The sequence below is a fragment of the Streptomyces sp. NPDC041200 genome (assembly GCF_055591805.1).
In genome coordinates this window covers 1,065,922-1,088,022 of sequence record NZ_JBVIZF010000001.1, presented here as the reverse complement: position 1 = coordinate 1,088,022, position 22,101 = coordinate 1,065,922, and the positions used below count along the sequence as shown (strand labels likewise).

At 71.8% G+C, this 22,101-nt stretch carries 12 protein-coding genes and 1 pseudogene; 3 read left to right on the top strand and 10 right to left on the bottom strand.

From position 1 onward, the window contains the following. Positions 1 to 21: 21 nt before the first annotated feature. The 9 genes from ACZ6CL_RS04995 to ACZ6CL_RS04955 all read right to left on the bottom strand — a co-directional run bounded on the left by ACZ6CL_RS04995 (position 22) and on the right by ACZ6CL_RS04955 (position 15,395). Positions 22 to 1,401 (bottom strand): M16 family metallopeptidase, encoded by a 1,380-nt coding sequence (locus ACZ6CL_RS04995; protein WP_468931165.1) that lies wholly within the window; start codon positions 1,399 to 1,401, stop codon positions 22 to 24. Beyond that, on the bottom strand, positions 1,398 to 3,629 hold the full coding sequence (locus ACZ6CL_RS04990) for a polyribonucleotide nucleotidyltransferase (RefSeq protein WP_468931162.1): 2,232 nt from the start codon (positions 3,627 to 3,629) through the stop codon (positions 1,398 to 1,400). The genes ACZ6CL_RS04995 and ACZ6CL_RS04990 overlap by 4 nt, the downstream gene beginning before the upstream one ends. A gap of 378 nt (positions 3,630 to 4,007) precedes the next feature. Beyond that, positions 4,008 to 4,295 carry a 30S ribosomal protein S15 gene (rpsO, locus tag ACZ6CL_RS04985; protein ID WP_009714645.1) on the bottom strand — a complete coding sequence of 96 codons (288 nt, stop codon included), beginning with the start codon at positions 4,293 to 4,295 and terminating at the stop codon, positions 4,008 to 4,010. Positions 4,296 to 4,486: 191 nt separating this feature from the next. Beyond that, complete coding sequence (locus ACZ6CL_RS04980; protein ID WP_468931159.1) at positions 4,487 to 6,094, bottom strand: amidase; 1,608 nt, start codon at positions 6,092 to 6,094, stop codon at positions 4,487 to 4,489. Then, positions 6,094 to 6,384, bottom strand: coding sequence for a hypothetical protein (locus tag ACZ6CL_RS04975; protein ID WP_468931157.1), 291 nt, complete (start codon positions 6,382 to 6,384; stop codon positions 6,094 to 6,096). Before ACZ6CL_RS04975 ends, ACZ6CL_RS04980 begins: the two co-directional genes overlap by 1 nt. Positions 6,385 to 6,448: 64 nt before the next feature. Continuing rightward, the gene (locus tag ACZ6CL_RS04970; RefSeq protein WP_468931154.1) at positions 6,449 to 8,527 is read right to left on the bottom strand and encodes an outer membrane protein assembly factor BamB family protein; all 2,079 of its coding nucleotides are present in this window, start codon (positions 8,525 to 8,527) and stop codon (positions 6,449 to 6,451) included. Positions 8,528 to 8,595: 68 nt separating this feature from the next. Next, positions 8,596 to 10,773 carry a protein kinase domain-containing protein gene (locus ACZ6CL_RS04965; protein WP_468931151.1) on the bottom strand — a complete coding sequence of 726 codons (2,178 nt, stop codon included), beginning with the start codon at positions 10,771 to 10,773 and terminating at the stop codon, positions 8,596 to 8,598. 7 nt (positions 10,774 to 10,780) lie between these two features. Continuing rightward, on the bottom strand, positions 10,781 to 12,979 hold the full coding sequence (locus ACZ6CL_RS04960) for an outer membrane protein assembly factor BamB family protein (RefSeq protein ID WP_468931148.1): 2,199 nt from the start codon (positions 12,977 to 12,979) through the stop codon (positions 10,781 to 10,783). A gap of 19 nt (positions 12,980 to 12,998) precedes the next feature. Continuing rightward, positions 12,999 to 15,395 carry an outer membrane protein assembly factor BamB family protein gene (locus ACZ6CL_RS04955; protein WP_468931146.1) on the bottom strand — a complete coding sequence of 799 codons (2,397 nt, stop codon included), beginning with the start codon at positions 15,393 to 15,395 and terminating at the stop codon, positions 12,999 to 13,001. A 317-nt stretch (positions 15,396 to 15,712) separates the two neighbouring features. Between ACZ6CL_RS04955 and ACZ6CL_RS04950 the strand changes: the two genes are divergently transcribed. The 3 genes and pseudogenes from ACZ6CL_RS04950 (at position 15,713) to ACZ6CL_RS04940 (ending at position 21,095) form a co-directional block, all read left to right on the top strand. After that, positions 15,713 to 15,943, top strand: coding sequence for a DUF397 domain-containing protein (locus ACZ6CL_RS04950; protein WP_055556888.1), 231 nt, complete (start codon positions 15,713 to 15,715; stop codon positions 15,941 to 15,943). A gap of 257 nt (positions 15,944 to 16,200) precedes the next feature. After that, positions 16,201 to 20,363 (top strand): annotated as a pseudogene (gene eccCa, locus ACZ6CL_RS04945) (type VII secretion protein EccCa). Positions 20,364 to 20,435: 72 nt separating this feature from the next. After that, complete coding sequence (locus tag ACZ6CL_RS04940; protein ID WP_468931142.1) at positions 20,436 to 21,095, top strand: hypothetical protein; 660 nt, start codon at positions 20,436 to 20,438, stop codon at positions 21,093 to 21,095. 163 nt (positions 21,096 to 21,258) lie between these two features. On the opposite strand, the gene ACZ6CL_RS04935 is transcribed toward ACZ6CL_RS04940, so the two are convergent. After that, positions 21,259 to 22,095: a hypothetical protein gene (locus ACZ6CL_RS04935; RefSeq protein WP_468931139.1), complete on the bottom strand. Its 837-nt coding sequence runs from the start codon at positions 22,093 to 22,095 to the stop codon at positions 21,259 to 21,261. Between the last annotated feature and the right edge of the window lie 6 nt (positions 22,096 to 22,101).

The following is a 22,101-nucleotide window of genomic DNA, read 5'->3' as shown; positions in this document are numbered from 1 at the left end:
ACTTCCCTAGAATCTCTCCGGCTAGGCGACGGCCTCGTCCAGCCGGGCCGCCTGCTTGTCCTTCAGCGGGCCGATCACCGACAGCGAAGGACGCTGCCCCAGTACATCGCGGGCCACCTCGCGCACCTCGTCCGGGGTGACCGACTGGATCCGGGTGAGCATGTCGTCCACCGACATCTGGTCGGCCCAGCACAGCTCGCTCTTGCCGATGCGGTTCATCAGCGCGCCGGTGTCCTCCAGGCCGAGCACCGTGGAGCCGGAGAGCTGGCCGATGGCGCGCCGCAGCTCCTCGTCGGTGAGGCCGTCGCGCGCGACCTGGTCCAGCTCGTCGCGGCAGATCTTGAGGACGTCGTGCACCTGGCTCGGGCGGCAGCCCGCGTAGACGCCGAAGAGACCGCAGTCGGCGAAGCCGGAGTTGTACGAGTAGACGCTGTAGGCGAGGCCGCGCTTCTCCCGGACCTCCTGGAAGAGCCGGGAACTCATGCCGCCGCCGAGCGCCGTGTTGAGCACGCCGAGCGCCCAGCGCCGGTCGTCGGTGCGCGGAATGCCGGGCATGCCGAGGATGACGTGCGCCTGCTCGGTCTTGCGGTTCAGCAGCTCGACCCGGCCAGCGGTGCGGATCGCCCTGGAACCGGCGCGCGGGGCGACCGGGTCGGCGTCGGCGCCGGTGAGGGCGCCCGCCTGCTCGAAGGCGTCGCTCACCTGCCGGACGACCGCGTCGTGGTCGACGTTGCCCGCGGCGGCGACGACCAGGTGGGTCGGATCGTAGTGCTTCTTGTAGAAGCGGGCGATCTGGTCGCGGCCGAGCCCGTTGACGGTGTCGACGGTGCCCAGGACCGGGCGGCCGAGCGGGGTGTCGCCGAGCATGGTGTGCGAGAACAGGTCGTGGACGCAGTCGCCCGGGTCGTCCTCGGTCATCGCGATCTCTTCGAGGATGACGCCGCGCTCGGCGTCCACGTCCGCCGTGTCGATCACCGAGCCGGTCAGCATGTCGCAGACGACGTCGATGGCCAGCGGCAGATCGGTGTCGAGCACCCGCGCGTAGTAGCAGGTGTACTCCTTGGCGGTGAACGCGTTCATCTCGCCGCCGACCGCGTCGATGGCCGCGGAGATGTCGAGCGCGCTGCGCCGCCGGGTGCCCTTGAAGAGCAGGTGCTCCAGGTAGTGGGTGGCGCCGTTCAGCGTGGGGGTCTCGTCGCGGGAGCCCACGTGCGCCCAGATGCCGAAGGTGGCGGAGCGCACGGACGGCAGGGTTTCGGTGAGGATGCGCAGGCCGCTCGGGAGCGTGGTCCTGCGGACCGTACCGATGCCGTTCTCGCCCGCGAGAAGCGTTTGGGTACGGGCGACGGCCCGCCCCTCCGAGGAGGTGCGGGCCGTCGTCACGTCGTCGCGGGACGTCACTTGGCGGCTTCGTCCTTCGCCTCGTCGTCCGTGTCGTTCTTGTCGTCTTCGCCCTCGATGACCGGGTGCAGCGACAGCTTGCCGCGCTGGTCGATCTCGGCGATCTCGACCTGCACCTTGGAGCCCACCGCGAGCACGTCCTCGACGTTCTCCACGCGCTTGCCACCGGCGAGCTTGCGGATCTGCGAGATGTGCAGCAGCCCGTCCTTGCCCGGGAGCAGGGAGACGAAGGCGCCGAAGGTGGTCGTCTTCACGACCGTGCCCAGGTAGCGCTCGCCGACCTCGGGCATCGTCGGGTTGGCGATGCCGTTGATGGTCGCGCGGGCGGCCTCGGCGGCCGGGCCGTCGGCGGCACCGATGTAGATCGTGCCGTCGTCCTCGATGGTGATCTCGGCGCCGGTGTCCTCCTGGATCTGGTTGATCATCTTGCCCTTCGGGCCGATGACCTCACCGATCTTGTCCACCGGGATCTTGACGGTGATGATCCGCGGGGCGTTCGGGGACATCTCGTCCGGCGTGTCGATGGCCTCCATCATCACGTCGAGGATGTGCAGCCGGGCGTCGCGGGCCTGCTTGAGGGCCGCGGCCAGGACGGAGGCCGGGATGCCGTCCAGCTTGGTGTCCAGCTGGAGGGCGGTCACGAACTGCTTGGTGCCGGCGACCTTGAAGTCCATGTCACCGAACGCGTCCTCCGCACCGAGGATGTCGGTGAGGGTGACGTAGTGGGTCTCGCCGTCGATCTCCTGGGAGATCAGGCCCATCGCGATGCCCGCGACCGGGGCCTTCAGCGGCACACCGGCGTTCAGCAGCGACATCGTGGAGGCGCAGACCGAGCCCATGGAGGTCGAGCCGTTGGAGCCGAGCGCCTCGGAGACCTGGCGGATGGCGTACGGGAACTCCTCGCGGGTCGGCAGCACCGGCAGCAGCGCCCGCTCGGCCAGCGCGCCGTGGCCGATCTCGCGGCGCTTCGGGGAGCCGACGCGGCCGGTCTCACCGGTGGAGTACGGCGGGAAGTTGTAGTTGTGCATGTAGCGACGGCGCGTCTCGGGCGAGAGCGTGTCGAGCTGCTGCTCCATGCGGAGCATGTTCAGCGTGGTGACGCCCAGGATCTGGGTCTCGCCGCGCTCGAACAGCGCCGAGCCGTGGACCCGCGGGATCGCCTCGACCTCGGCGGCGAGCGTACGGATGTCCGTGACGCCGCGGCCGTCGATGCGCTTCTTCTCCTTGATGACGCGCTCGCGCACCAGGGACTTGGTCAGCGAGCGGTACGCGGCGGAGATCTCCTTCTCGCGTCCCTCGAACTGCGGCAGCAGCTTCTCGGCGGCCAGGGCCTTGACGCGGTCCAGCTCGGCCTCGCGCTCCTGCTTGCCCGCGATGGTGAGCGCCTGGGACAGCTCGTCGCGGACGGCGGCGGTCAGCGCCTCCAGGACGTCGTCCTGGTAGTCCAGGAAGATCGGGAACTCGCCGGTGGGCTTGGCGGCCTTGGCGGCGAGGTCCGACTGGGCCTTGCACAGGACCTTGATGTACGGCTTGGCGGCCTCGAGGCCCGCCGCGACGATCTCCTCGGTCGGCGCCTCGGCGCCGTCCTTGACCAGCTGGATGGTCTGCTGGGTGGCCTCGGCCTCGACCATCATGATCGCGACGTCGCCGTCTTCCAGGACGCGGCCGGCGACGACCATGTCGAAGACGGCGTCCTCCAGCTCGCTGTGGGTCGGGAAAGCGACCCACTGGCCCTTGATCAGGGCGACGCGAGTGCCGCCGATCGGGCCGGAGAAGGGCAGGCCCGCGAGCTGGGTGGAGCAGGAAGCGGCGTTGATCGCGACCACGTCGTAGAGGTGGTCGGGGTTGAGCGCCATGATCGTCTCGACGACCTGGATCTCGTTGCGCAGGCCCTTCTTGAAGGACGGGCGCAGCGGGCGGTCGATCAGGCGGCAGGTGAGGATCGCGTCCTCGGAGGGGCGGCCCTCACGCCGGAAGAACGAGCCGGGGATGCGCCCGGCGGCGTACATGCGCTCCTCGACGTCGACCGTCAGCGGGAAGAAGTCGAGCTGGTCCTTCGGGTTCTTCGAAGCAGTGGTGGCCGACAGCACCATGGTGTCGTCGTCCAGGTAGGCCACGGCCGAGCCGGCGGCCTGACGGGCCAGGCGGCCCGTCTCGAAACGGATGGTGCGGGTGCCGAAGGTCCCGTTGTCGATGACGGCCTCGGCGTAGTGGGTCTCGTTCTCCACCAGGGAAATCTCCTCGTCTGCGTCCCCGTCCGTATGACGGTGGACGGTGGTGGAGCAGCGCCTCCGGGCCTTGCTGTCCGGCGGCCGGGCCGGTCTTCGATCGAAGCCACCGGAATTGCCAGTTCCGGGAGCCACTACCGAGGACCGGCTCCTATGGCGCCGGTGCGGCGGGAATGAGGCGCTCCTCCTCGTGCGTTATGGCGTTGTTGGGACCAGACTACAAAGCTTCCGCCATCATCACGATGGCTGTGTGGTCTGGCGCGTACGGGACGTAGCGGACAAAATACGCTCCGTGCCGGACCGTACGGCGCGGCACTCGGCCCCGCGTACGGCAAAGGGAGCGGCCCCCGACGCGGGAACCGCTCCCTTCACGACGACTTACTTGGCGCCCGCCGCACCGCGACGGATGCCGAGGCGCTCGACCAGCGCACGGAAGCGCGTGATGTCCTTCTTCGCCAGGTACTGCAGCAGCCGGCGGCGCTGGCCGACCAGCAGCAGCAGACCACGGCGGGAGTGGTGGTCGTGCTTGTGGGTCTTGAGGTGCTCGGTCAGGTCGGAGATGCGACGCGACAGCAGCGCGACCTGGACCTCCGGGGAGCCGGTGTCGCCTTCCTTCGTGGCGAACTCGGTCATGATCTGCTTCTTCGTAGCGGCGTCGAGCGACACGCGTACTCCTTGGTTTCTCAGTTTCAGCCGCCGAGTGCCCCTGGTCTTTGTCTCAGGGGATCTTCCGTGACTCGGAAGGCGGGGTCCGCTGGGCGCTGTCTCCAGGACCTTCGGGGAAGGCCCCGGGGGCGCGTACGCAAACGGCCAGCACACAGAGTACCAGTGTCCGGCCCCGGCTCCGGAGGCAACCGCTACGCACTCACCGCGGCGGCCTCCACGGCGTTCAGCAGCGGGCGGACGACCCGCTTGACGGGCTCCAGGGCCGGGTCCGCCGGGCGCCGCCGGTGCCAGGATGTGACCGCCTGATAGGCGGCGACCACCTCCAGCAGACGGTCCTCCTCGTACGGAGCGCCGCCGAGGATCGCGCCGGTCGGCATACCGGCCGTGAAACCGATGGGGAAGCCGATCTCCGGAAGGCCCAGGATGTCGAACGGTACCGGGCTGGTCTGCAGCAGCACGTCGCACTGGTCGAACGGACCGTCGAGCACCGCGCGCAGCAGATGGTGCTTGGCGCGCTGCGCGGTGATCCACTCGTCGCCGGAGATCATCAGCCCCTGGAGCCAGCCCAGCACCGAGACGCCGAACTTCGTCAGGTCCTCGCGCAGCCAGTGCCGGAACGGCTCGGTGCGCTCGCTCAGGCGTGCGGCGTTGAACGCGCTTCCGGTCAGCAGCGACCAGTCGGAGGGGTAACGGATCTCCACGAGGGTGACGCCGGGCAGATCCGCCAGGGTGTCCAGGAGCGCCGAGCGCCGGGCGATGCCGTCGGTGAAGCCCGGCGGCACACCGATCCGGGTGGGCCGACGGAGCCGCACCTTCCCCTTGGGCGAGACCACGGGGGTGGCCGCGCGCACCAGGTTGGGCAGGCGCGGCAGCCCCTGGGTCCGCGGGTCCTCGGCGTCCGGTCCGGCCATGACGGTCAGCATGATCGCCGCGTCCATCGCGTCGCGGGCGATCGGACCGCAGTGGTCGCGGGTGTACGAGAGCGGGATGACGCCGTTCAGGGAGACGCGGCCCATCGTGGGCTTCAGTCCGGTGAGGTTCTGCCGGTTGGCCGGGTTGACGATGGAACCGCCGGTCTGGGTGCCGATGGAGGACGACGCCATCCGTCCGGCGACCGCGCAGGCCGGTCCGGTGGACGAACCGCCGGGGTCGATGAGCGGATTGTCGGGGGTCCAGGCGTTGACGGTGGTGATCAGGCCGCTGGGCGTGGTGGCGCGGGTGGTGGCCAGCGGTCCCATCTGCCCCTTGCCGAGCAGGATGCCGCCCGCCGCCTTGAGCCGGGCGACGGCGGTGGCGTCGGTGACCGGCACGAAGTCTTCGAAGATGAAGGAGTTGGCGCGGGTGGGCACGCCCTTGGTGAAGTAGTTGTCCTTGACGCACAGCGGAACCCCGGCCAGCGGCCCGCGCGTTCCGTTCTTGTGCGCCTGGTCTGCCGCATAGGCAGAGAGCAGCGCCTGCTTCCCGGTCACTTCGGCGTACGCCTGGTACGTCTTGTCGTACTTATCAATGCGGTCCAGATACGCCTGGACGAGGTCCGCGGAGGTGAGCCGCCCGGTGCGGATGAGGACGACGGCCTCGGCGAGCGTGGCCTCCGTCGGATCGTGCCGCGCCGCCTCGCGCACCGGCAGATCGGGCACGGCGACGGTGGGGGCGGCGGGCTTACGGGCTGGGGCGGCGGTAGCCGGTGCGGCGGCGGCCGGCGCGGCGGCGGCCGCCGCGGCGGACGCGGCCAGGGCGCCACCGGCCCCGGCGGCGGCCGAAGCGGCGAGGAACGTCCGGCGGTTGAGGTCCCGGCCCATCAGCGGTCCGCCTCCCCGGTCCAGGCGGTGGTGATCGACGGGTACGCGAGCGGGGCGGCCTCCTGCTGCGCGTACGCCGCCCCCAGCGCGCCGCCCACACCGCCCGTCGGCGGTGTCCAGTCGGCCAGCGCGCCGGGCGTCGTGGCGACGAACTCGCGCAGCGCCACCATGATCACGGCCCGGGTGGGCGTGCCGGTCTCGGGGTCGGCCACGTCGGGGAGCTGGTCGATGTCGACCCCGGCCAGTGTCAGTCGGGCTCGTATGTACGCGTCCAGCGCGTCGCTGTCCAAGGGTGTCTCCGGATGATCGCGTCGGTGGGGCGGTGAATCAATCTGTTGTCCTGGAACGGCCGTCCTAGAACACCGGCATGGCCGTCAGCTTCTCGTTGTGCAGGAGGAAGACCCGGTTTCCGGCTCCGGTCAGCCGCCAGCTGCCCTCGCCTCCCTGCGCGTACAGCCAGGCGACGCTTCCGCTGCGCGTGTCCACGGTCGTGAGGCCTCGCTGACCGTAGTCGTCGACCAGCGCCCAGACGCTGTTGCCCTGCACCACCGGCGGCGCGAGCGCATGCTGCTCGGACACGACCGGCAGCGACCAGGTGTCCGAGCCGTCCGACGCCCGGCGGGCGATCAGATCGGTGGCGTCCACGGCGTACACGACACCGTCACGCACGGCCGGTGCGCTCCAGCCGAGGTCGCCGGTGGCGGCGCGCGCCCACTTCTCCTCACCGTCCGCGAGCGAGAGCGCGGCCAGGGTACGCCCGCCCAGATAGACCGTGCCGTCGGCGACGGCCGGGGCGAGGGGGGAGGAGCCCTGCCCCTCGCGGTGCCAGACGGCCTTGCCGCTGGAGGTGTCGTACCCGGTCACGCTGCCGTCGGCGGCGTGGAGCACGAGGCGGCCGTCGGCCGCCGTCGCGGCGGGGGCGGTCCGGCCTTCGGGCCCCGGCGCCGTCCACAGGGTCGTGCGGGAGGCGAGCGATACGGCGCGGATCCGGCCGTCGCGGGTGGTGAGGTAGACGGCCCGGTCGTCGGCGGCGAGCAGGGCCCGCGCGTTCGCCCGGGCGGCCTTCCACCGCTCCTTGCCGTCCGCGGCGCGCAACGCCCGTACCGCGCCTTCGGTGTCGGCGGCGAGAAGGGTGCCGCCGGTGCCGTCCGTGTCGGTGTCGCCGGAGACCGCGAGGGCGCGTCCGGTCAGACCGGTGACCTTCGAGGTCCAGCGCGCCTTTCCGTCCCTGACGCCATAGGCGCGCAGTCGGCCGCCCTTGGCTGGGACGACTACGAGGTCATCGACGGGGAGCGGTGCGGGCATGTCCTGATCGGCGCGGCCCGGTTGGCCGATGTCGACGGGGCCCCACAGGGGTGAGGGCGCGACGCCCTCGTCGTACTTCGCCAGCGGCTTGGCGTCCCAGGGCCGCGTACCGTCCACCGCGTCCCCCTCGTCGCGCAACAGCCACCACGCCCCGGCGCCGCCGCCCGCCGCGAGCACCGTGCCGCCCGCCGCGAGGGTGGTGAGCAGCCTGCGGCGAGTGGGGCGGGACGGCTCGTCGCCGGGCATGGTGGCCATCCGGCGGGCGTCCTTCTCGCGCCGAGCGATGTCCTCCGCGAGCGGCCCGGTGCGCCAGGCGCGGTCGGCGCCGCGCGGCGGCGCGAGTACCCCGGCGATCGCGTCGAGGGCGGGCCGGTCCGCGGCCTCCTTGGCGAGGCAGGGTGCGACCAGGGCCCGTATGTCCTCCGGCACCGCGCCGAGTTCCGGTTCGCCGTGCACCACCTGGTACTGCACGGCGGCCACGTGCCCGCCCTCGTAGACCGGCCGCCCGCCCGCCGCGTACGCCAGGACCACGCCGAGGGAGAACACGTCCCCCGCGGGTCCGGTCCGCCGCCCCAGGACCTGTTCGGGCGCGGCGTAGCCGGGGGTGGCGATCGTCTGTCCGGTGGTGGTGAGGGTGAGTCCGTGTTCGGGGCGGGCGATACCGAAGTCGATGATCCTGGGGCCGCGCGAGGTCAGCACGATGTTCGACGGCTTGAGGTCGCGGTGCACGAGCCCGGCCCCGTGGATCTCCCGAAGCGCGGCCACGAGCGCCGCGCCCAGCGCCCTGACCGCGGGTTCGCCCAGCGCCCCGTAGCGCTCGACGGCCTGGTCGAGCGTGGGTCCCACCAGGAACTCCGTGGCGATCCAGGGCCGTCCGCCCTCGGTCTGCGCCGCCAGCACCCGCGCCACCCCGTCGCCGCGCACGGCCTGCGCCGCGTACGCCTCGCGCAGGAAGCGGCGGGCCATATCCGGATCGTGCGCCAGCTCGGGCCGCAGCACCTTGACGGCCGCGGTCCGGCCCGCCGCGTCCCGCCCGAGGTACACCTGACCCATCCCGCCTGCCCCGAGCACGCCGGTGAGGCGGTACGGGCCGAGGCGGAGGGGATCGCCGGTGCCGAGGGGGTTCATGGGGCTCCTGGAATGGGGTGGGGATGGTCGATGAGCGGATGGCCCACCGCTGCTCGTCTACGCGTCCACTACTCGTCGAGTGGAAGGGCGCACACGCCGGTACCGCGCACGACGATGAGCCGCTTGGCCTTGGGGAGTGTCATGATCGTCGGGGTGACGCCGCCCCGGTCGCCGAGGGGGCTCTGGAAGGTCCAGGCCACGCGGTGGGTCCGCAGGTCGACCGCGGCGATCCACTGGGCGTCGTTGTCGGGCGAGACGTAGAAGTACCTCCCGCTCACGGTGGAGCTGGCGGCGAAGGAGAGCGACGGCACGGTGGACTTGTCCTCTTCCCACAGCAGACGGCCGCCGCGGGCGTCCAGGGCGATGAGGCCGTTGTCGCGCTCCGTCGTGTATACGACATCGTCTTTGAAGACCGGCGGGCCGTAGTGGTCGGCCGACGCGTCGTAGTCCTTGCCGATCTTCCGGCCCTTGCCGAATCTCCACGTGGTCCTGCCGTCGGAGAGCCGCAGCGCGAGCAGTTCCTCGGCGCCGAGGAACAGGTGGTCCGAGGAGACGGCATGCCGCCTCCCCGCCCACAGACCGCCCGTGTTCTTCTTGGGGACCCGCACCGACCAGCGGGTCGCCCCGGTGCGGGCGTCGATCCGGGAGACCGACTCCCCCTGTGTGCGGAGGTACGACGAGCCCAAGGGGGTCGCGGTCAGGTCGTCGAAGGTGTCGGCCGGCGTGGGCATCCGGCGGCGCCACACTTCCTTGCCGGTCCGGGAGTCGACGGCGAACCGCACCCAGCCCTTGCGGGTTTTCCCTTCCAGGATCAGGGAGCGGCCGATCGCGATCACCAGGCGCGTCTCCAGCGCGTCGAGGCCGTCGAGCCGGGCCAGCGGCGCCCGGAAGCTGCCCGTGGTGAGGTCGACGGGAACGAGGTGCTGCGGGTCGCTGCCGTCCAGCGCGAACAGCCGCTCACCGTCCGACAGGACGGTCTCCGGGTAACCCACCAGCTCGCTCTCCGCGCGCCGCTCACCGGTTCTCGCATCGACGCAGAGCAGGAGGCCCTCGGTAACCAGCACCAAGTCGTCTCCGACCGGGAACGGGACGGTCTCTCCGGTGCCCTCGCCCTCGACGATGGCCTTCCACACCAGGCGCGGCGCTCCTCCCGGAGTGGTCCGGGACGGCTTCTTCCGCGCGGGGCCCGCCGTGTCGTCATCGGGGGCGAGCAGGCCCCAGGCGCCCGCCGCGCCGCCCGCGGCGAGCACGCCGCCGCCGAGGGCGAGCAGCCTGCGGCGGGTGACGCGGGGCCGTCGTGACGGGGACGTCAGGGTGGTGGAGTCCTCGTCCGGTACGGGCAGTCGGGCGGGCTGGATCTCCCATACGGCCGCGCTGCGCTGCGCGATGTCGGCGAGCACCGCGTCCGGAAGGTGGTCCACGATGTCGCTGATGCCGTCGGGGGCTCCGTCGTGGAGGAGCCCGCCGAGTTCCGCCGTACCGGGCCGCTGCGCCGCGTCCTTGGCGAGGCATCGCTCCAGCGCCGGGCGCAGCCCGTCCGGCACGCCGGTCAGGTCCGGCTCCGCGTACCGCACCCGGTAGAGCAGATCCGCGGGCTGTCCGCTGCCGAAGGGCGGGCGGCCGGTCGCCGCGAAGACCAGCACCCCGGCGAGGGCGAAGACGTCGCCCGCCGGTGTGTGTTCGCCGCCGACCGCCTGCTCGGGCGACATATAGGCAGGCGTTCCGGCCGCCGCGCCCGTACGGGTCAGCCGGTCGTCGCCCGCCGCGCGGGCGATGCCGAAGTCGATGACCTTGGGGCCGCGGGCGGTCAGCAAAATGTTGGACGGCTTCAGGTCACGGTGCACGACGTCGGACCGGTGCAGCTGGGCGAGCGCGTCGCACAGGGCGGCGCCCAGCGCCCGTACGGCCGGTTCGGGCAGCGCGCCGCAGAGGGCGACCGCGTCGTCGAGCGGCGGGCCGAGGACGTATTCGGTGGCGAGCCAGGGCGTCGGGGCGAGCGGATCGGCGTCGACGACTTGGGCGCCGTACTGTCCGCCGATGACGCGGGCGGCGTCGATCTCCAGCCGGAAGCGGGTGCGGAACACCGTCTGCGCCGCGAATTGCCGGTGCATGGTCTTCAGCGCGACCGTGCGCCCGCCGGACGACCGGCCGAGGTACACGGTGCCCATGCCGCCGCTGCCGAGGCGGGCGACGAGGGTGTACGCGCCGAGCCGCCGCGGGTCGTCGTGGGTGAGGGGTTGGGCCATTTCCGAATCAGTCCACCGGCAGTGCGTAGAGGGAACGTCCGTTCACGACGAGGGCCAGGCCGGGCGCGGTGTCCACGTAGCCGCTGAAGCCGCCCGCGCCCTGGCCGCTGCCGACAGGGGCGAAACGCCAGCGCAGCGATCCGTCGGCCGCGTTCAGCCCCTCGATCTCGGAGGCGTTGGCCTGGAGCACGGTCCGGCCCGCGTGGCTGATCACGGTCTCGCTGTAGCGCATGTCGCCCACCGGATCGAAGGCGGGTCCGCGCCGCCACCGCGCCCGACCGGTACGCGTGTCGACGGCGTGGGTGAGGCTGTCCTCGTCGGTGATGCAGAGGGTGCGGCCCCGGACGGCGGGCTTGGTGTACAGGTAGCCCTCGGACGTGAACCGCCAGCGCGGCTTGCCGCTGGTGAGGTCGTGGGCGCGGACGGCCTTGTCTTCACAGGAGATCAGCAGGTCCCCGGGGGCAACGGTCCGGAAGGTCCCCAGGTCACTGGTGCTCACACCCTCATAAGTGCGACTCCATAGTTTCTTGCCGTCCTGCTGCCGGAGCGCCACGTACGACCACGTCTTCTCCTCGATCCTGATCGAGCCACCGTCCGGTGGGCCGTTGTTCTCGACGATGAGGGCGCCGCCGCGTAGCGCTCCGGGGCGTTGCTCGTCGCCGGTCGAGCCCGCGGTAGGGACCGGCGTGCGCCACAGTTCCGCACGCTTCTTGAGGTCATAGGCGATCACCACAGGCTTCCGCCGGTCGGTGGGTTTCTCTCGGTCTCCGGCCAGGAACCAGAACATGTTTCCGTGAGTCGCCAAGGAGCCGAGGAACGCAGGGTGTTTGATCCCGTCGTATTTCCGCTCGGTCCACGTGACCTTTCCGGTGTGCACCGAGACAGCCGCGAACATGGTCAGGGCAGGGGTGAGGAAGAGACCTCCGGCGAGCGGCAGGAGCGCCAGCGTGGGCCACATGTCCTCGTGGGTCCAGAGCTTCTTACCGTCGCGCAGCCGCACCGCTGTCACCGCGCTCTCGCCCGCCATCAGGGCGATTTTCCCGCCCCAGATCACGGGCGGGCCTGTGAGTTCGAAGTCGATGTCGCACCGCCACAGCGGGGCGGGGGCGGTCCCGCGTACGGACAGCGGTGCCGGTCGGGCGGGCCCGTCGTCCGCCGTCGCGCGCCACGCGGCCACCCCTCCCGACCCCACGACGAGCCCGGCCACCCCGGCCAGGCCGCCGAGGGTCAGCGAACGCCGGGACGGTCCGTCTTCGTGGTCACGGCCGTCGGGCTCCGTCGCGTCCGGCACCACTTCCGCCGGGTAGTGGTCGGCCTGTGCGGCGAGGGCCGTCGCGATGGGTTCGGGCAGGCCGCTGCCCGTGCCCGCGGGGGGCGTACGGAGCGCCTGGATCAGCTCGGCGGGCCGGGGCCGGTGCGCGGGGTCCGCGGAGAGGCAGGCGGTGACCACCGCACGAAGCCCGTGCGGCAATGCATCGGGAACGCCCGGCGTCCGGCCCGTCGCGGCGTAGGCCAGCACCGCGCCGAGCGCGTAGACGTCGCCGTACGGCCGCGGCCGTTCGCCCGCCCGCTGTTCCGGCGGCAGGGCCGCGGGGTCCACGCCGCGCAGTCCCGCGCGCTCGATCCGGTCCAGCGCCGCGGCCCGGACCAGCCCGTAGCCGGTCAGCCGGGGGCCGTCGGCGGTGAGCAGCACCGCGCCCGGTGATATCCCGGCGTGCACCAGGCCGTTGGCGTGCGCGCCCGCCAGCGTCTCGGCGAGGGCCGCGCCCAGCGCGCGGACGACCGGCTCCGGCAGCGGGCCGCCGTGCGCGGCCAGCGCGGCGGGGAGGGTGAGGGCGGGGAAGCAGTCGTGGGCGACCCAGGGGAGCGGAGCGTCCGCCGGAGCGATATCGGCGACGGGCGCTGCCCAACGCCCGGTCAGACGGCGCGAGTTCTCGGCCTCCGCCCGGAACCGCACCCGATAGGCCGGGTCGTCGGCCAGCGCCGGGTGCGGCAGCGTCAGGACGACGGTGCGGCCCGTACGGTCGTCGCGCGCGAGGCAGCGCCGCGCGTCCTCGGCCGCGCCGTGGCCGGCGGGGCGCGCGGTCCCGCCCGCAGCGCCCTCGTCCCATGGGGCGAGGACGCGGTACGGGCCGATCCGCGCCGTACTGTCGTCGTCGGTCGCACCGGCCCAGCCGTGCACGTCCGGCACGTACGGCGGTTCCATAGGTCCTTCCCCAGTCCAGCTAGTCCAGCGGCAGCGCGTACACGCTCTTGTGACCGATCACGACGACCCGGTCGTCCGTGGCCGCCACCTTGCGGCGTGCCGCCCCCTTGCCCGCGGCGCCGTCGACATCGGCGAAGCGCCACAACAACGCGCCGTCCTCGGCGTCGAACGCGTCCACTTCCGCGTCCCCGGCCGTCAGCACCCGGTGTCCCGCCGGGCTGACCACCGTGTCGGGGGTGCGCGGCGCGGACAGCGCCTTCATCGCGAATCCGTACGTGCGCTGCCAGCGGATCCGGCCGGTCGCCGCCTCGATCGCGTGGAGGGCGTAGCCACCGTCCGCGGCGTACGCGGTCTTCCCGTGGACGAGGGGCAGGCCGAAGTCGGGGCGATGGCCTTCGCCGTCCTTTCCGAGGGCCGCGACGGACCACAGTCCCTTGACGCCCCGGGCCGCGTCGAACCCCCGCAGGGTGCTGCCGACGGCGGCGATCAGGGTGCGGTCGGCGTCGGTTGTGACCATCCCTTCTGCGCTCACGCCCGGATAAACCCGCTGCCAGAGTTTCTTTCCGGCATCCCGGCTGAAGGCCATGGTCTGCTTGGTCTTCGCCCCCTGGCCGTCACGGTTCACCACCACGAGCGCGTCCCTGAGGAGATGCCCCTCGGTGAATCCGGCCGGCAGCGCACCGCGCCACACCTCATCGCGTCGGCCGACGTCGTAGGCGACCACGACACGGCCGCTCCCCTCCCGCGTCTCGGCCGTGAACCACACCGTGGTCCCATCGACCGCGAGCAGCCCCGCGAAGGACGTCGGCGCGCCCGACCGGAAGTTCTTCGACCGCCACCGGATACGCCCGGTCCGCGGCTCCAGCGCCGCGATCCCATCCCCTGGCACGAACAGCGCGTCCCCGTCGCCCGCCCAGGGCCGCCCCTTGGGGCGCAGTCCCTCCTGCGTCCAGAGCCGTTTGCCGGTCCGCAGGTCGATCCCCGCGACGAACCGCTCCCCCGTGAGGACCGCGACCGCGTCACGCCAGATGAGCGGGGCGTACACCGGAGCCGCGCCCTCGATGCCGTAGCGCCACGCGGGCGCGGGCGGCGCGCCCTCCACACGCCGCCGAGAGCGGCGGGCGGCGGCGAGGCGCTGGGCCGGGGTCGGCGGGGCGGGCGGGGCCGGCTCCGTCGCCACCCAGGTGAGACCGCCGCCCACCGCCAGACCCGCCGCGCCCCCGGCGGCGCCCACGAGGAGGGCACGCCGGGAGGGGCTGAGGACCTTCGGCGTCCCGCCGGAGGTCGGGGCCGCTGCCTTGGTCTCCGATCCGGTCCCGGTCTCCGGCTCCGTCCCGGTCTCTGTCGCCGCCTCGGTCTCTGTCGCCGCCTCGGGCTCCGCTTCGATCTCGGCCGCCAGCAGCGCCGAGGACTGCTCCGCCAGCGCGACGACCAGCCGTCCCGGCAGCCAGCCCGGGCCCAGCAGGTTCACGGCCCGGCTGACCCCGGCGTCCAGGGCGGTCGCCCCGGGGCCGCCGCCCTGCACGGGCGGGCCGCCGGGGGCGCCGTCGACGGCCGTGGGCATCGCGCCCGCGGGCGCCCGCGCCGCGCTCGCGGCGGGCAGCGGGACGCGTACGCCGCGCATCAGCTCGTCCAGCAGCGCCCGCGCCGTCGGCCGGTCCGCCGGGTCCGGGGCGAGGCACGCGCGCAGCGTGTCCCTCAAGTCCTGTGGCAGCGCCTCCGTTTCGGGACGCGGTTGCCCCGTCGCGGCGTACGCCAGCACCGTGCCCAGCGCGAAGACGTCCCCCAGGGGGCGAGGCCGTCCGCCCGCGAGCTGCTCGGGGGGCAGGGCGTCGGCGTCCAGCCCCGGCAGCCCGGTCCGCGCCGCACCGTCCGGCCCGGCGGCGCGTACCGCGCCGAACCCGGCCAGCCGGGGGCCGTCGCCCGCCAGGAACACCGTGCCCGGCGCGATCCCGGCGTGCGTGAACCCCGCCGCGTGCACCTGGTCCAGCGCCTCGGCCAGCGCCGCGCCGACCGCCCGTACGGTACGCACCGGCAGCGGCCCTCCGTACGCCTCCAGCGCGGCGGGCAGCGGGAGCATCGGGAGGTACGGGGACGCGCTCCACGGCGGCTCCATAGCGCCGCCGGAATGCCTGTCGTCGCCCGAGACCTCGGCCATGGGCACGATCCACCGGCATCGCGAGGCACGGGCCAGCAGCAGCGCGCTCTCCGCCTCCGCCCGGAACCGCTCCCGGTACCCGGGGTCGTCCACCGACTCCACCGGCGGCGCGCTGAGGAGGACCGTACGATCGCCACCGCCGCTGCGCGCGATGAAGCACCGCGTCACCGCCGCGATGTCCTCCGCCGCCGCATCCAGGCGGGCGATGAGCTGATACGGACCGATCCGCGGCGGGTCGTCCCGGCTCAGCGGCTCCACGAGTGTCTCCCGCCGACGACGGGGAGGAGCGCCACGTCAGCGACCGGCGGCCGCGTCTGCGGCCGCGTCTGCGCCCGCGCCGAAACCGGTCGTGGCGAACGTACTCACGTGCAAGGCCCCCTCGTTGAACCGCTTCCTGCTCGTGTCATGCGCGCGGCATTCACCCTACCCGGCGCCTCCTCGCCGCCTCCTTCCGGTCCTTCCGGTCCGTACTGACGGTGTTCGATTGCCGCCGTGCACACCGGTGGAAGAGACTGTCCGTCAAGGGCTGTGGTTGCGGGTTGGTTCCCGCGGTAATGCGAAGGGGTTCTCCACAGATGGCTGACGCCAAAGAGAAGGCAGAGCTGTACGCCCTCGACATCTCCGGTGTCGAGTGGCTCAGTGCGCCGGGCAGCACCACCGAAGAACGCGTGGAGATCGCCTATCTGCCGAACGGGGCCGTGGCCATGCGCAACTCGGCCGACCCCGAGACGGTATTGCGCTACACGGAAGCCGAGTGGCGCGCGTTTGTGCTCGGTGCGCGGGACGGGGAATTCGACGTGCGCTGAGCACGTGCACTGAGCTGAGCTGAGCTGAGCACCTGAGCTGAGCGCGATGCGCTGAGGGGGCGTACACCGACCGGTGTACGCCCCCTCAGCGTGTACAGCGGCCATCCCCGCGAAGGCCCCAGGGGGCCGTCCCCGCGGTGACGGGGCGTAGCGATAGGCTCACAGAGTTCGGGGGACGACGTCACCACGGCGCCGGCGTGACGCGTACCGGATCTCGCTCTGTGCAGGGAAGCTGAAATAGGGGGACTGACCGCCCGGTGAGCCAGATTGTCGTCAAGCGTCCGCCCCGGGCGCTGCCGCCCGACGTGCCCACGGACGAACTCCAGCTCACCGCGCCCCCGGAGCTGGCGCGCGAGGAGCAAGGCGGGCTGCTGACGCAGTTTCTGCCCCTGCTCGGCATGGGCGGGTCGGTGGTCTACTTCTTCAACTCGGGCGCGGGCCCCTTCATGCGCGTCATGGGCTGGATGATGCTGGCGTCGACCCTCGCCACCGTCGCCGCTCAGATCGTGCGCTTCCGGCGCGGCACCGAGGGCCGGACGGCAGGGGCGCGCCGGGACTACCTGACGTACCTCGCGCACACCCGGCGCGGGGTACGCCGTACCGCCCGGACCCAGCTCGACGTGCTGCTGTATCTGCACCCGGCACCGGAGCAGCTCTGGGCGATGGTCGCCGACGGCAGCAGGGTGTGGGAACGCAGGCTGGGCGACGAGGACTTCGGCCAGGTCCGGGTCGGCGTCGGCCCGCAGCAACTGTCGACCCCGCTGGTGGCCCCGACCACGGCCCCGGTCGACGAGCTGGAGCCGCTGGCGGCGGGCGCGATGCAGAGGTTCCTGATGCTGCACGGGGCGGTGGACGGGCTGCCGGTGGCGGTGTCGCTGCGGCGCTTCTACCACCTGACGGTGGCCGGGGACGCGGACACCGCGCAGGGCACGGCGCGCGCTCTGGTCGGCCAGCTCGTCACGTTCCACTCACCGGAGGATCTGGCCGTGGCCGTCCTGGCGGGCGGCCCGGACGGCGTCGCGCGCTGGGACTGGACGAAGTGGCTGCCGCACACCCAGGCCCCCGGCGCCCTGGACGGGGCGGGCACACGGCGGCTGTTCTGCCGGGACGCGGACGAGCTGGAGGCGCTGCTGTCCGCGATCGGTCCGGGCGGCGCCGGGGGCTCGGTCGGCGCCGGGGGCTCGGACGGCTCGCTCGCCGGGCGGCCCCGGTTCAACCCCGACGGCCCGCCGGTCCTCGGCGCGCGCCATGTGGTCGTCGTCCTGGACGGCGGCACGGTCTCGTCCGACGCGCTGCTGGCGCACGCGGAGGGCATCCAGGGCGTCACGGTCATCGAGGTGGTGCCGGGCGAGCTGGACGAGCCGCGCGGCAGTCTGTCGATCGACGTACGCCCCGGACGGCTCCTGCTCCACTCCGCCGCCGGGCTCGTCTACGAGGGCGAGCCGGACACGCTGCCGCTGGAGGCGGCGGAGGCGCTGGCCCGCCAGCTCGCCCCGTTGCGTGTCGGCGCGGGCGACCAGGACGAACCGCTGCTGTCCGAGCTGGACTTCACCGACCTCCTGGACCTCGGCGACGCGGACTCGGTGGACGTCACCCGGACCTGGCGGCCCCGTACGACGGCCGAGCGGCTGCGGGTCCCCATCGGGGCCGGGGAGGACGGCGAGCCGGTGATGCTCGACCTCAAGGAGGCCGCGCAGGGCGGCATGGGCCCGCACGGGCTGTGCGTGGGGGCCACCGGTTCGGGCAAGTCGGAGCTGCTGCGCACACTGGTCCTGGCGCTCACGGTCACCCACTCCTCCGAATACCTCAACCTCGTCCTGGCGGACTTCAAGGGCGGCGCGACCTTCACGGGCATGGCGGAACTGCCGCACGTCTCGGCGGTCATCACCAACCTCTCGGACGACCTGACGCTCGTGGACCGCATGGAGGACTCCATCCGGGGCGAGCTGCGGCGCCGCCAGGAGCTGCTCCGCGGCGCGGGCAACTACGCCAACGTCCACGACTACGAGCGCGCGCGGGCCGCGGGCGCCCCGCTGGAGCCGCTGCCCACCCTCCTTCTGATCATCGACGAGTTCAGCGAACTGCTCAGCGCCAAACCGGACTTCATCGAGATGTTCATCCAGATCGGGCGCATCGGCCGCTCGCTCGGGGTCCACCTGCTGCTGGCCTCCCAGCGCCTGGAGGAGGGGCGGCTGCGCGGCCTGGACACCTATCTGTCGTACCGCATCGGCCTGCGCACCTTCTCCGCCACGGAGTCCCGGGCCGCGCTGGGGGTGGCGGACGCGTACCACCTGCCGACGCTGCCCGGCTCCGGCTACCTGAAGTTCGGTACGGACGAGATGGTGCGCTTCAAGGCGGCGTACGTCTCGGGTGCGTACCGCACGTACGACCCGGCGGCGGACGGCCGCGACGGCGCGCCCCTCTCGACCGGCGGCCCGCGCTGTTCACCGCGAAGTCCGTTCCGGCCGCGTACGCCTCCCCCGCGCCCTCCCGGGGCGCGGCCCCGCCGGAGGCCCTGTCGGACACGGTGCTGGACGTCATCGTCCGGCGGCTGGAGGGGCAGGGCCCGGCCGCGCACGAGGTGTGGCAGCCGCCGCTCGACGTGTCCCCCGCGCTCGACGAACTGCTCCCCCCGCTGGCCACCTCCCCGGCCCGCGGTCTGCACGCGCCGGACTACGCGCTCCCGGGCGAGCTGATCGCCCCGGTCGGGCTGGTCGACAAGCCCTTCGAGCAGCGGCGCGAGGTCCTCTACCGCGACTTCTCGGACGCGGCGGGCAACCTGCTGGTGGTGGGCGGGCCCCAGTCCGGCAAGTCCACCCTGCTACGTACGCTCATCGCGTCCTTCGCCCTCACCCACACCCCGCGCGAGGCCCAGTTCTACGGCCTGGACTTCGGCGGTGGCGGACTGTCCGCGGTCGCGGGCCTGCCGCACGTGGGCACGGTCGCCTCACGGCTGGACCCGGAGCGGGTACGCCGTACGGTCGCCGAGGTCACCGGTGTACTGACCGACCGCGAGGAGCTGTTCCGCACGCGCGGCATCGACTCCATCGCCACGTACCGCAAGCAGCGGGCGGTGGGCGAGCTTCCCGAGGAGCGATGGGGCGACGTCTTCCTGGTCATCGACGGCTGGGGAACCTTCAAGCAGGAGCACGAGGCGCTCGAGGGCCTGATCATGGACCTCGCGACCCGCGGGCTCGGCTACGGCGTCCACGTCATCCTGACCGCCACCCGCTCCATGGAGGTGCGAGCGGCGCTCAAGGACCAGTTCATGAACCGCCTGGAACTGCGCCTGGGTGACCCCCTGGACTCCGACTTCAACCGCAGGACGGCCGCCAATGTCCCGGTCGGCGCCCCGGGCCGTGGCCAGACCGCCGAAGGCCTCCACTTCCTGGCAGCGCGGCCGCGCCTCGCGGCCCCCGAACCGGCCGCCGCGGGAACCGAACCGGACGCCGACCCGGCCGCCGCGGGAACCGAACCGGACGCCGACCCGGCCGCCGCCGGAACCGACCCGACCGCCACCGCGGAACCGGCCGCCGCCGGAGCAGTGGCCGCTACCGGAGGAGCGACATCCGCCGGAGGAGCGACATCCGCCGGAGAAGGAGCCGCCGCGACCTCCGCCCTGGTCCACGCGGTCACCGCCCACTGGCCCGGCCCCCACGCCCCCGAGGTCCGCGTCCTCCCCCGCGAACTCCCCGCCGACCAGCTCCCGAAGCCCCTCGACCACCCGCACCTCGGTGTGCCGATCGGCATCGACGAGGACAGCCTCGCCCCGGTCTTCATCGACTTCGACACCGCCCCGTTCTTCCTGATCTTCGGCGAGAGCGAGTCGGGCAAGACGTCCCTGCTGCGGCTCCTGGCCCGGCAGATCAGCGAGCGCTATACCCCCGACGAGGCAAGGATCATCGTCGGCGACTACCGCCGGGCCCTCCTGGAGGCCGTCCCGGAATCCCACCTCCTGGAGTACGCCCCGGCAGCCCCCGCCCTCGAGATGCACATGGACGCGCTGAGTGCCCTGATGCAACACCGGACCCCCGGGCCGGACGTCACCCCGCGGCAGCTCCGGGCCCGCGACTGGTGGAGCGGCCCGCGGTTCTTCGTCATCGTCGACGACTACGAACTGGTCGCCACGAGCGCCGGAAACCCCCTGGACCACCTGCTGAGCGCTCTCCCCTTCGCCCGCGACGTCGGCGTCCACCTCATCATCGCCCGCAGCACGGCCGGCGCCTCGCGCACCTCGTACGAGCCCTTCATGCAGCGCGTCAAGGAACTGGGCGCCCAGGGCGTCATCCTCTCGGGCGACCCCGGCGAAGGCGACCTCCTGGGCAACGCCCGCCCCCGCCGCCTCCCCCCGGGCCGCGCCACCCTGATCACCCGCAAGGGCGATACCCCACTCATCCAACTCGGCTGGCTGCCCCATTGATCTGAGACGTCAGAAGGCAGATTGGAGGTCCCAACAGCCGAGCTAGGAGGGCTCCCTGTTTAACATGGGCAGATGGCTATGCAGCAGTTTTTGGAGCGAGCCAGCCAGCTGACTGGCGGCAACGCAGCCTCGGCTACGTGGTGTCAACTTGTAGCACCCATCCGAACCCCGCCCGTCGAGGTCCATCAAGCGGCTGGTAAAGGACGTCTGAGGAAACGCCGCAGGCCCTTGCCCTACATATTTTCAGGCTGCGCGACAGTTCTGTTCTCTCCATTGCTCTTGCTCGGGGTTCTCGATGGAATGACGCCGGGCCAGATCAAGGAAAGGCGACGCAAGAAGGCGGTCATCCGTGCACGCAAGGCGCAGGAACTACCCCGGCTAGGCCTAGACCGCGCCTTCGACGGCAACTGGGACGCTACAGCTGGTCAGCTCCTTCTTACTTGGTACAACCAGGCGCCCGACGCTGAGCGGCTCATCGTGCCTATGGACGAAAACCTCGCGCTGCTGGCCGCCCCCTCTCTCTGGTGGTACACGGGGCGGCCCAAGCGTCTGCGTATTGTGGCTCAGTTCCCGGCTGGCGCGGCCCGCTGCGAGATCCCAGAGTTCGCGGATGATGACAACCGCCGCTTCCGGCTGCGCTTCCCTGACGGCTCGTGGATCAGCCTGAAAGCCGAACGGGGGGAGCAGACCGCACGCTTCTTCAACGCGTGCCACGCACTGCCTAGGGGCTGACGGGGGCTAGCTGCGATGAAAGAAGACTTCGCGCAGTCGGCTGCAGGACGGCTGCGCTATCACAGAGCAGGGTATGAGCTGAGTGATGCAATCGTGGTCACCATCAATCAGCATGGACGCCACGAAATTCCGTTGACGTGGAGTCGACACGAAAGGCAAATATTCATGCCGAGGAAGTCAGCATTGTGGCGATCTTATCAACAAGTGCACCCCCGTCAACCCTTCGCGCGATAACGCCTGAAGAGGCATGTGGTGCGTCGACACCCACCGTCCATAGGTCGTCAGCGGTGGCATATGCCGTGAGTAGCGGCCCGGACTCCTCCGCGAGCATTATCAACTGACTGACCACCAAGGCATTCTCGATGACATCTTTCAGTTTCCCCTCCACGGCTCCCAACTCAAGTACGCGGGGATCGAGTTCCATGGTGGAGCCATCGGCATGGGCGACCTCGTACGGATCAACCAAGCGACGGACCACCTCAGCGGCTTCTAGCACCGATGCTACGAGCGTGAACTCATGCATACCGCCACCGGTGACCTCCTCAACCAGCAGCAAGTGAGTACCGTGGACGTAGACATAAATATAGGCTGTGCCCTCAGAGCTGGTCTGCTCTACGACCAGTGCCCGATCCGCTGCCCTACGCAAGGTAAGCGCCAAGTCCAGATCTGGAGAAAGACGCGTCTCCAGTTCTACCTCGGACGTCTTATCTTCCTTCCGTAGAGCTGCATCAAGCTCGGCGGTGTTGACGACCTCAACGAGGTCGCGCGACACCAGCGACCGCAGCGCGGTCGCAAGTACCCATTCTCGTTCCTGCTCAGCCATACCCTCCAGATGAGGGGTGGCGGCGATGGAGCCATCACCACCGGCAGCCGGCTTCAGTGCGACGAGCTCTTCGTCCGTCAAGCGCAGCAATGGGCGCGAGCCATTATCGGCCAGCGCCTGGCCGAGACTCCGGCGCACGTCCTCAAGTGTTACGTAGGATTGATCCTGCTGCTGCATGATCTA

What these genes read in the sequence shown, in the direction of transcription:
- ACZ6CL_RS04970 (WP_468931154.1), bottom strand. Translation starts at nt 8,527, where the DNA reads ATGAACCCCCTCGGCACCGGCGATCCCCTCCGCCTCGGCCCGTACCGC.
- ACZ6CL_RS04960 (WP_468931148.1), bottom strand. Translation starts at nt 12,979, where the DNA reads ATGGAACCGCCGTACGTGCCGGACGTGCACGGCTGGGCCGGTGCGACC.
- ACZ6CL_RS04965 (WP_468931151.1), bottom strand. Translation starts at nt 10,773, where the DNA reads ATGGCCCAACCCCTCACCCACGACGACCCGCGGCGGCTCGGCGCGTAC.
- ACZ6CL_RS04935 (WP_468931139.1), bottom strand. Translation starts at nt 22,095, where the DNA reads ATGCAGCAGCAGGATCAATCCTACGTAACACTTGAGGACGTGCGCCGG.
- ACZ6CL_RS04940 (WP_468931142.1), top strand. Translation starts at nt 20,436, where the DNA reads ATGGCTATGCAGCAGTTTTTGGAGCGAGCCAGCCAGCTGACTGGCGGC.
- ACZ6CL_RS04980 (WP_468931159.1), bottom strand. Translation starts at nt 6,094, where the DNA reads ATGGGCCGGGACCTCAACCGCCGGACGTTCCTCGCCGCTTCGGCCGCC.
- ACZ6CL_RS04950 (WP_055556888.1), top strand. Translation starts at nt 15,713, where the DNA reads ATGGCTGACGCCAAAGAGAAGGCAGAGCTGTACGCCCTCGACATCTCC.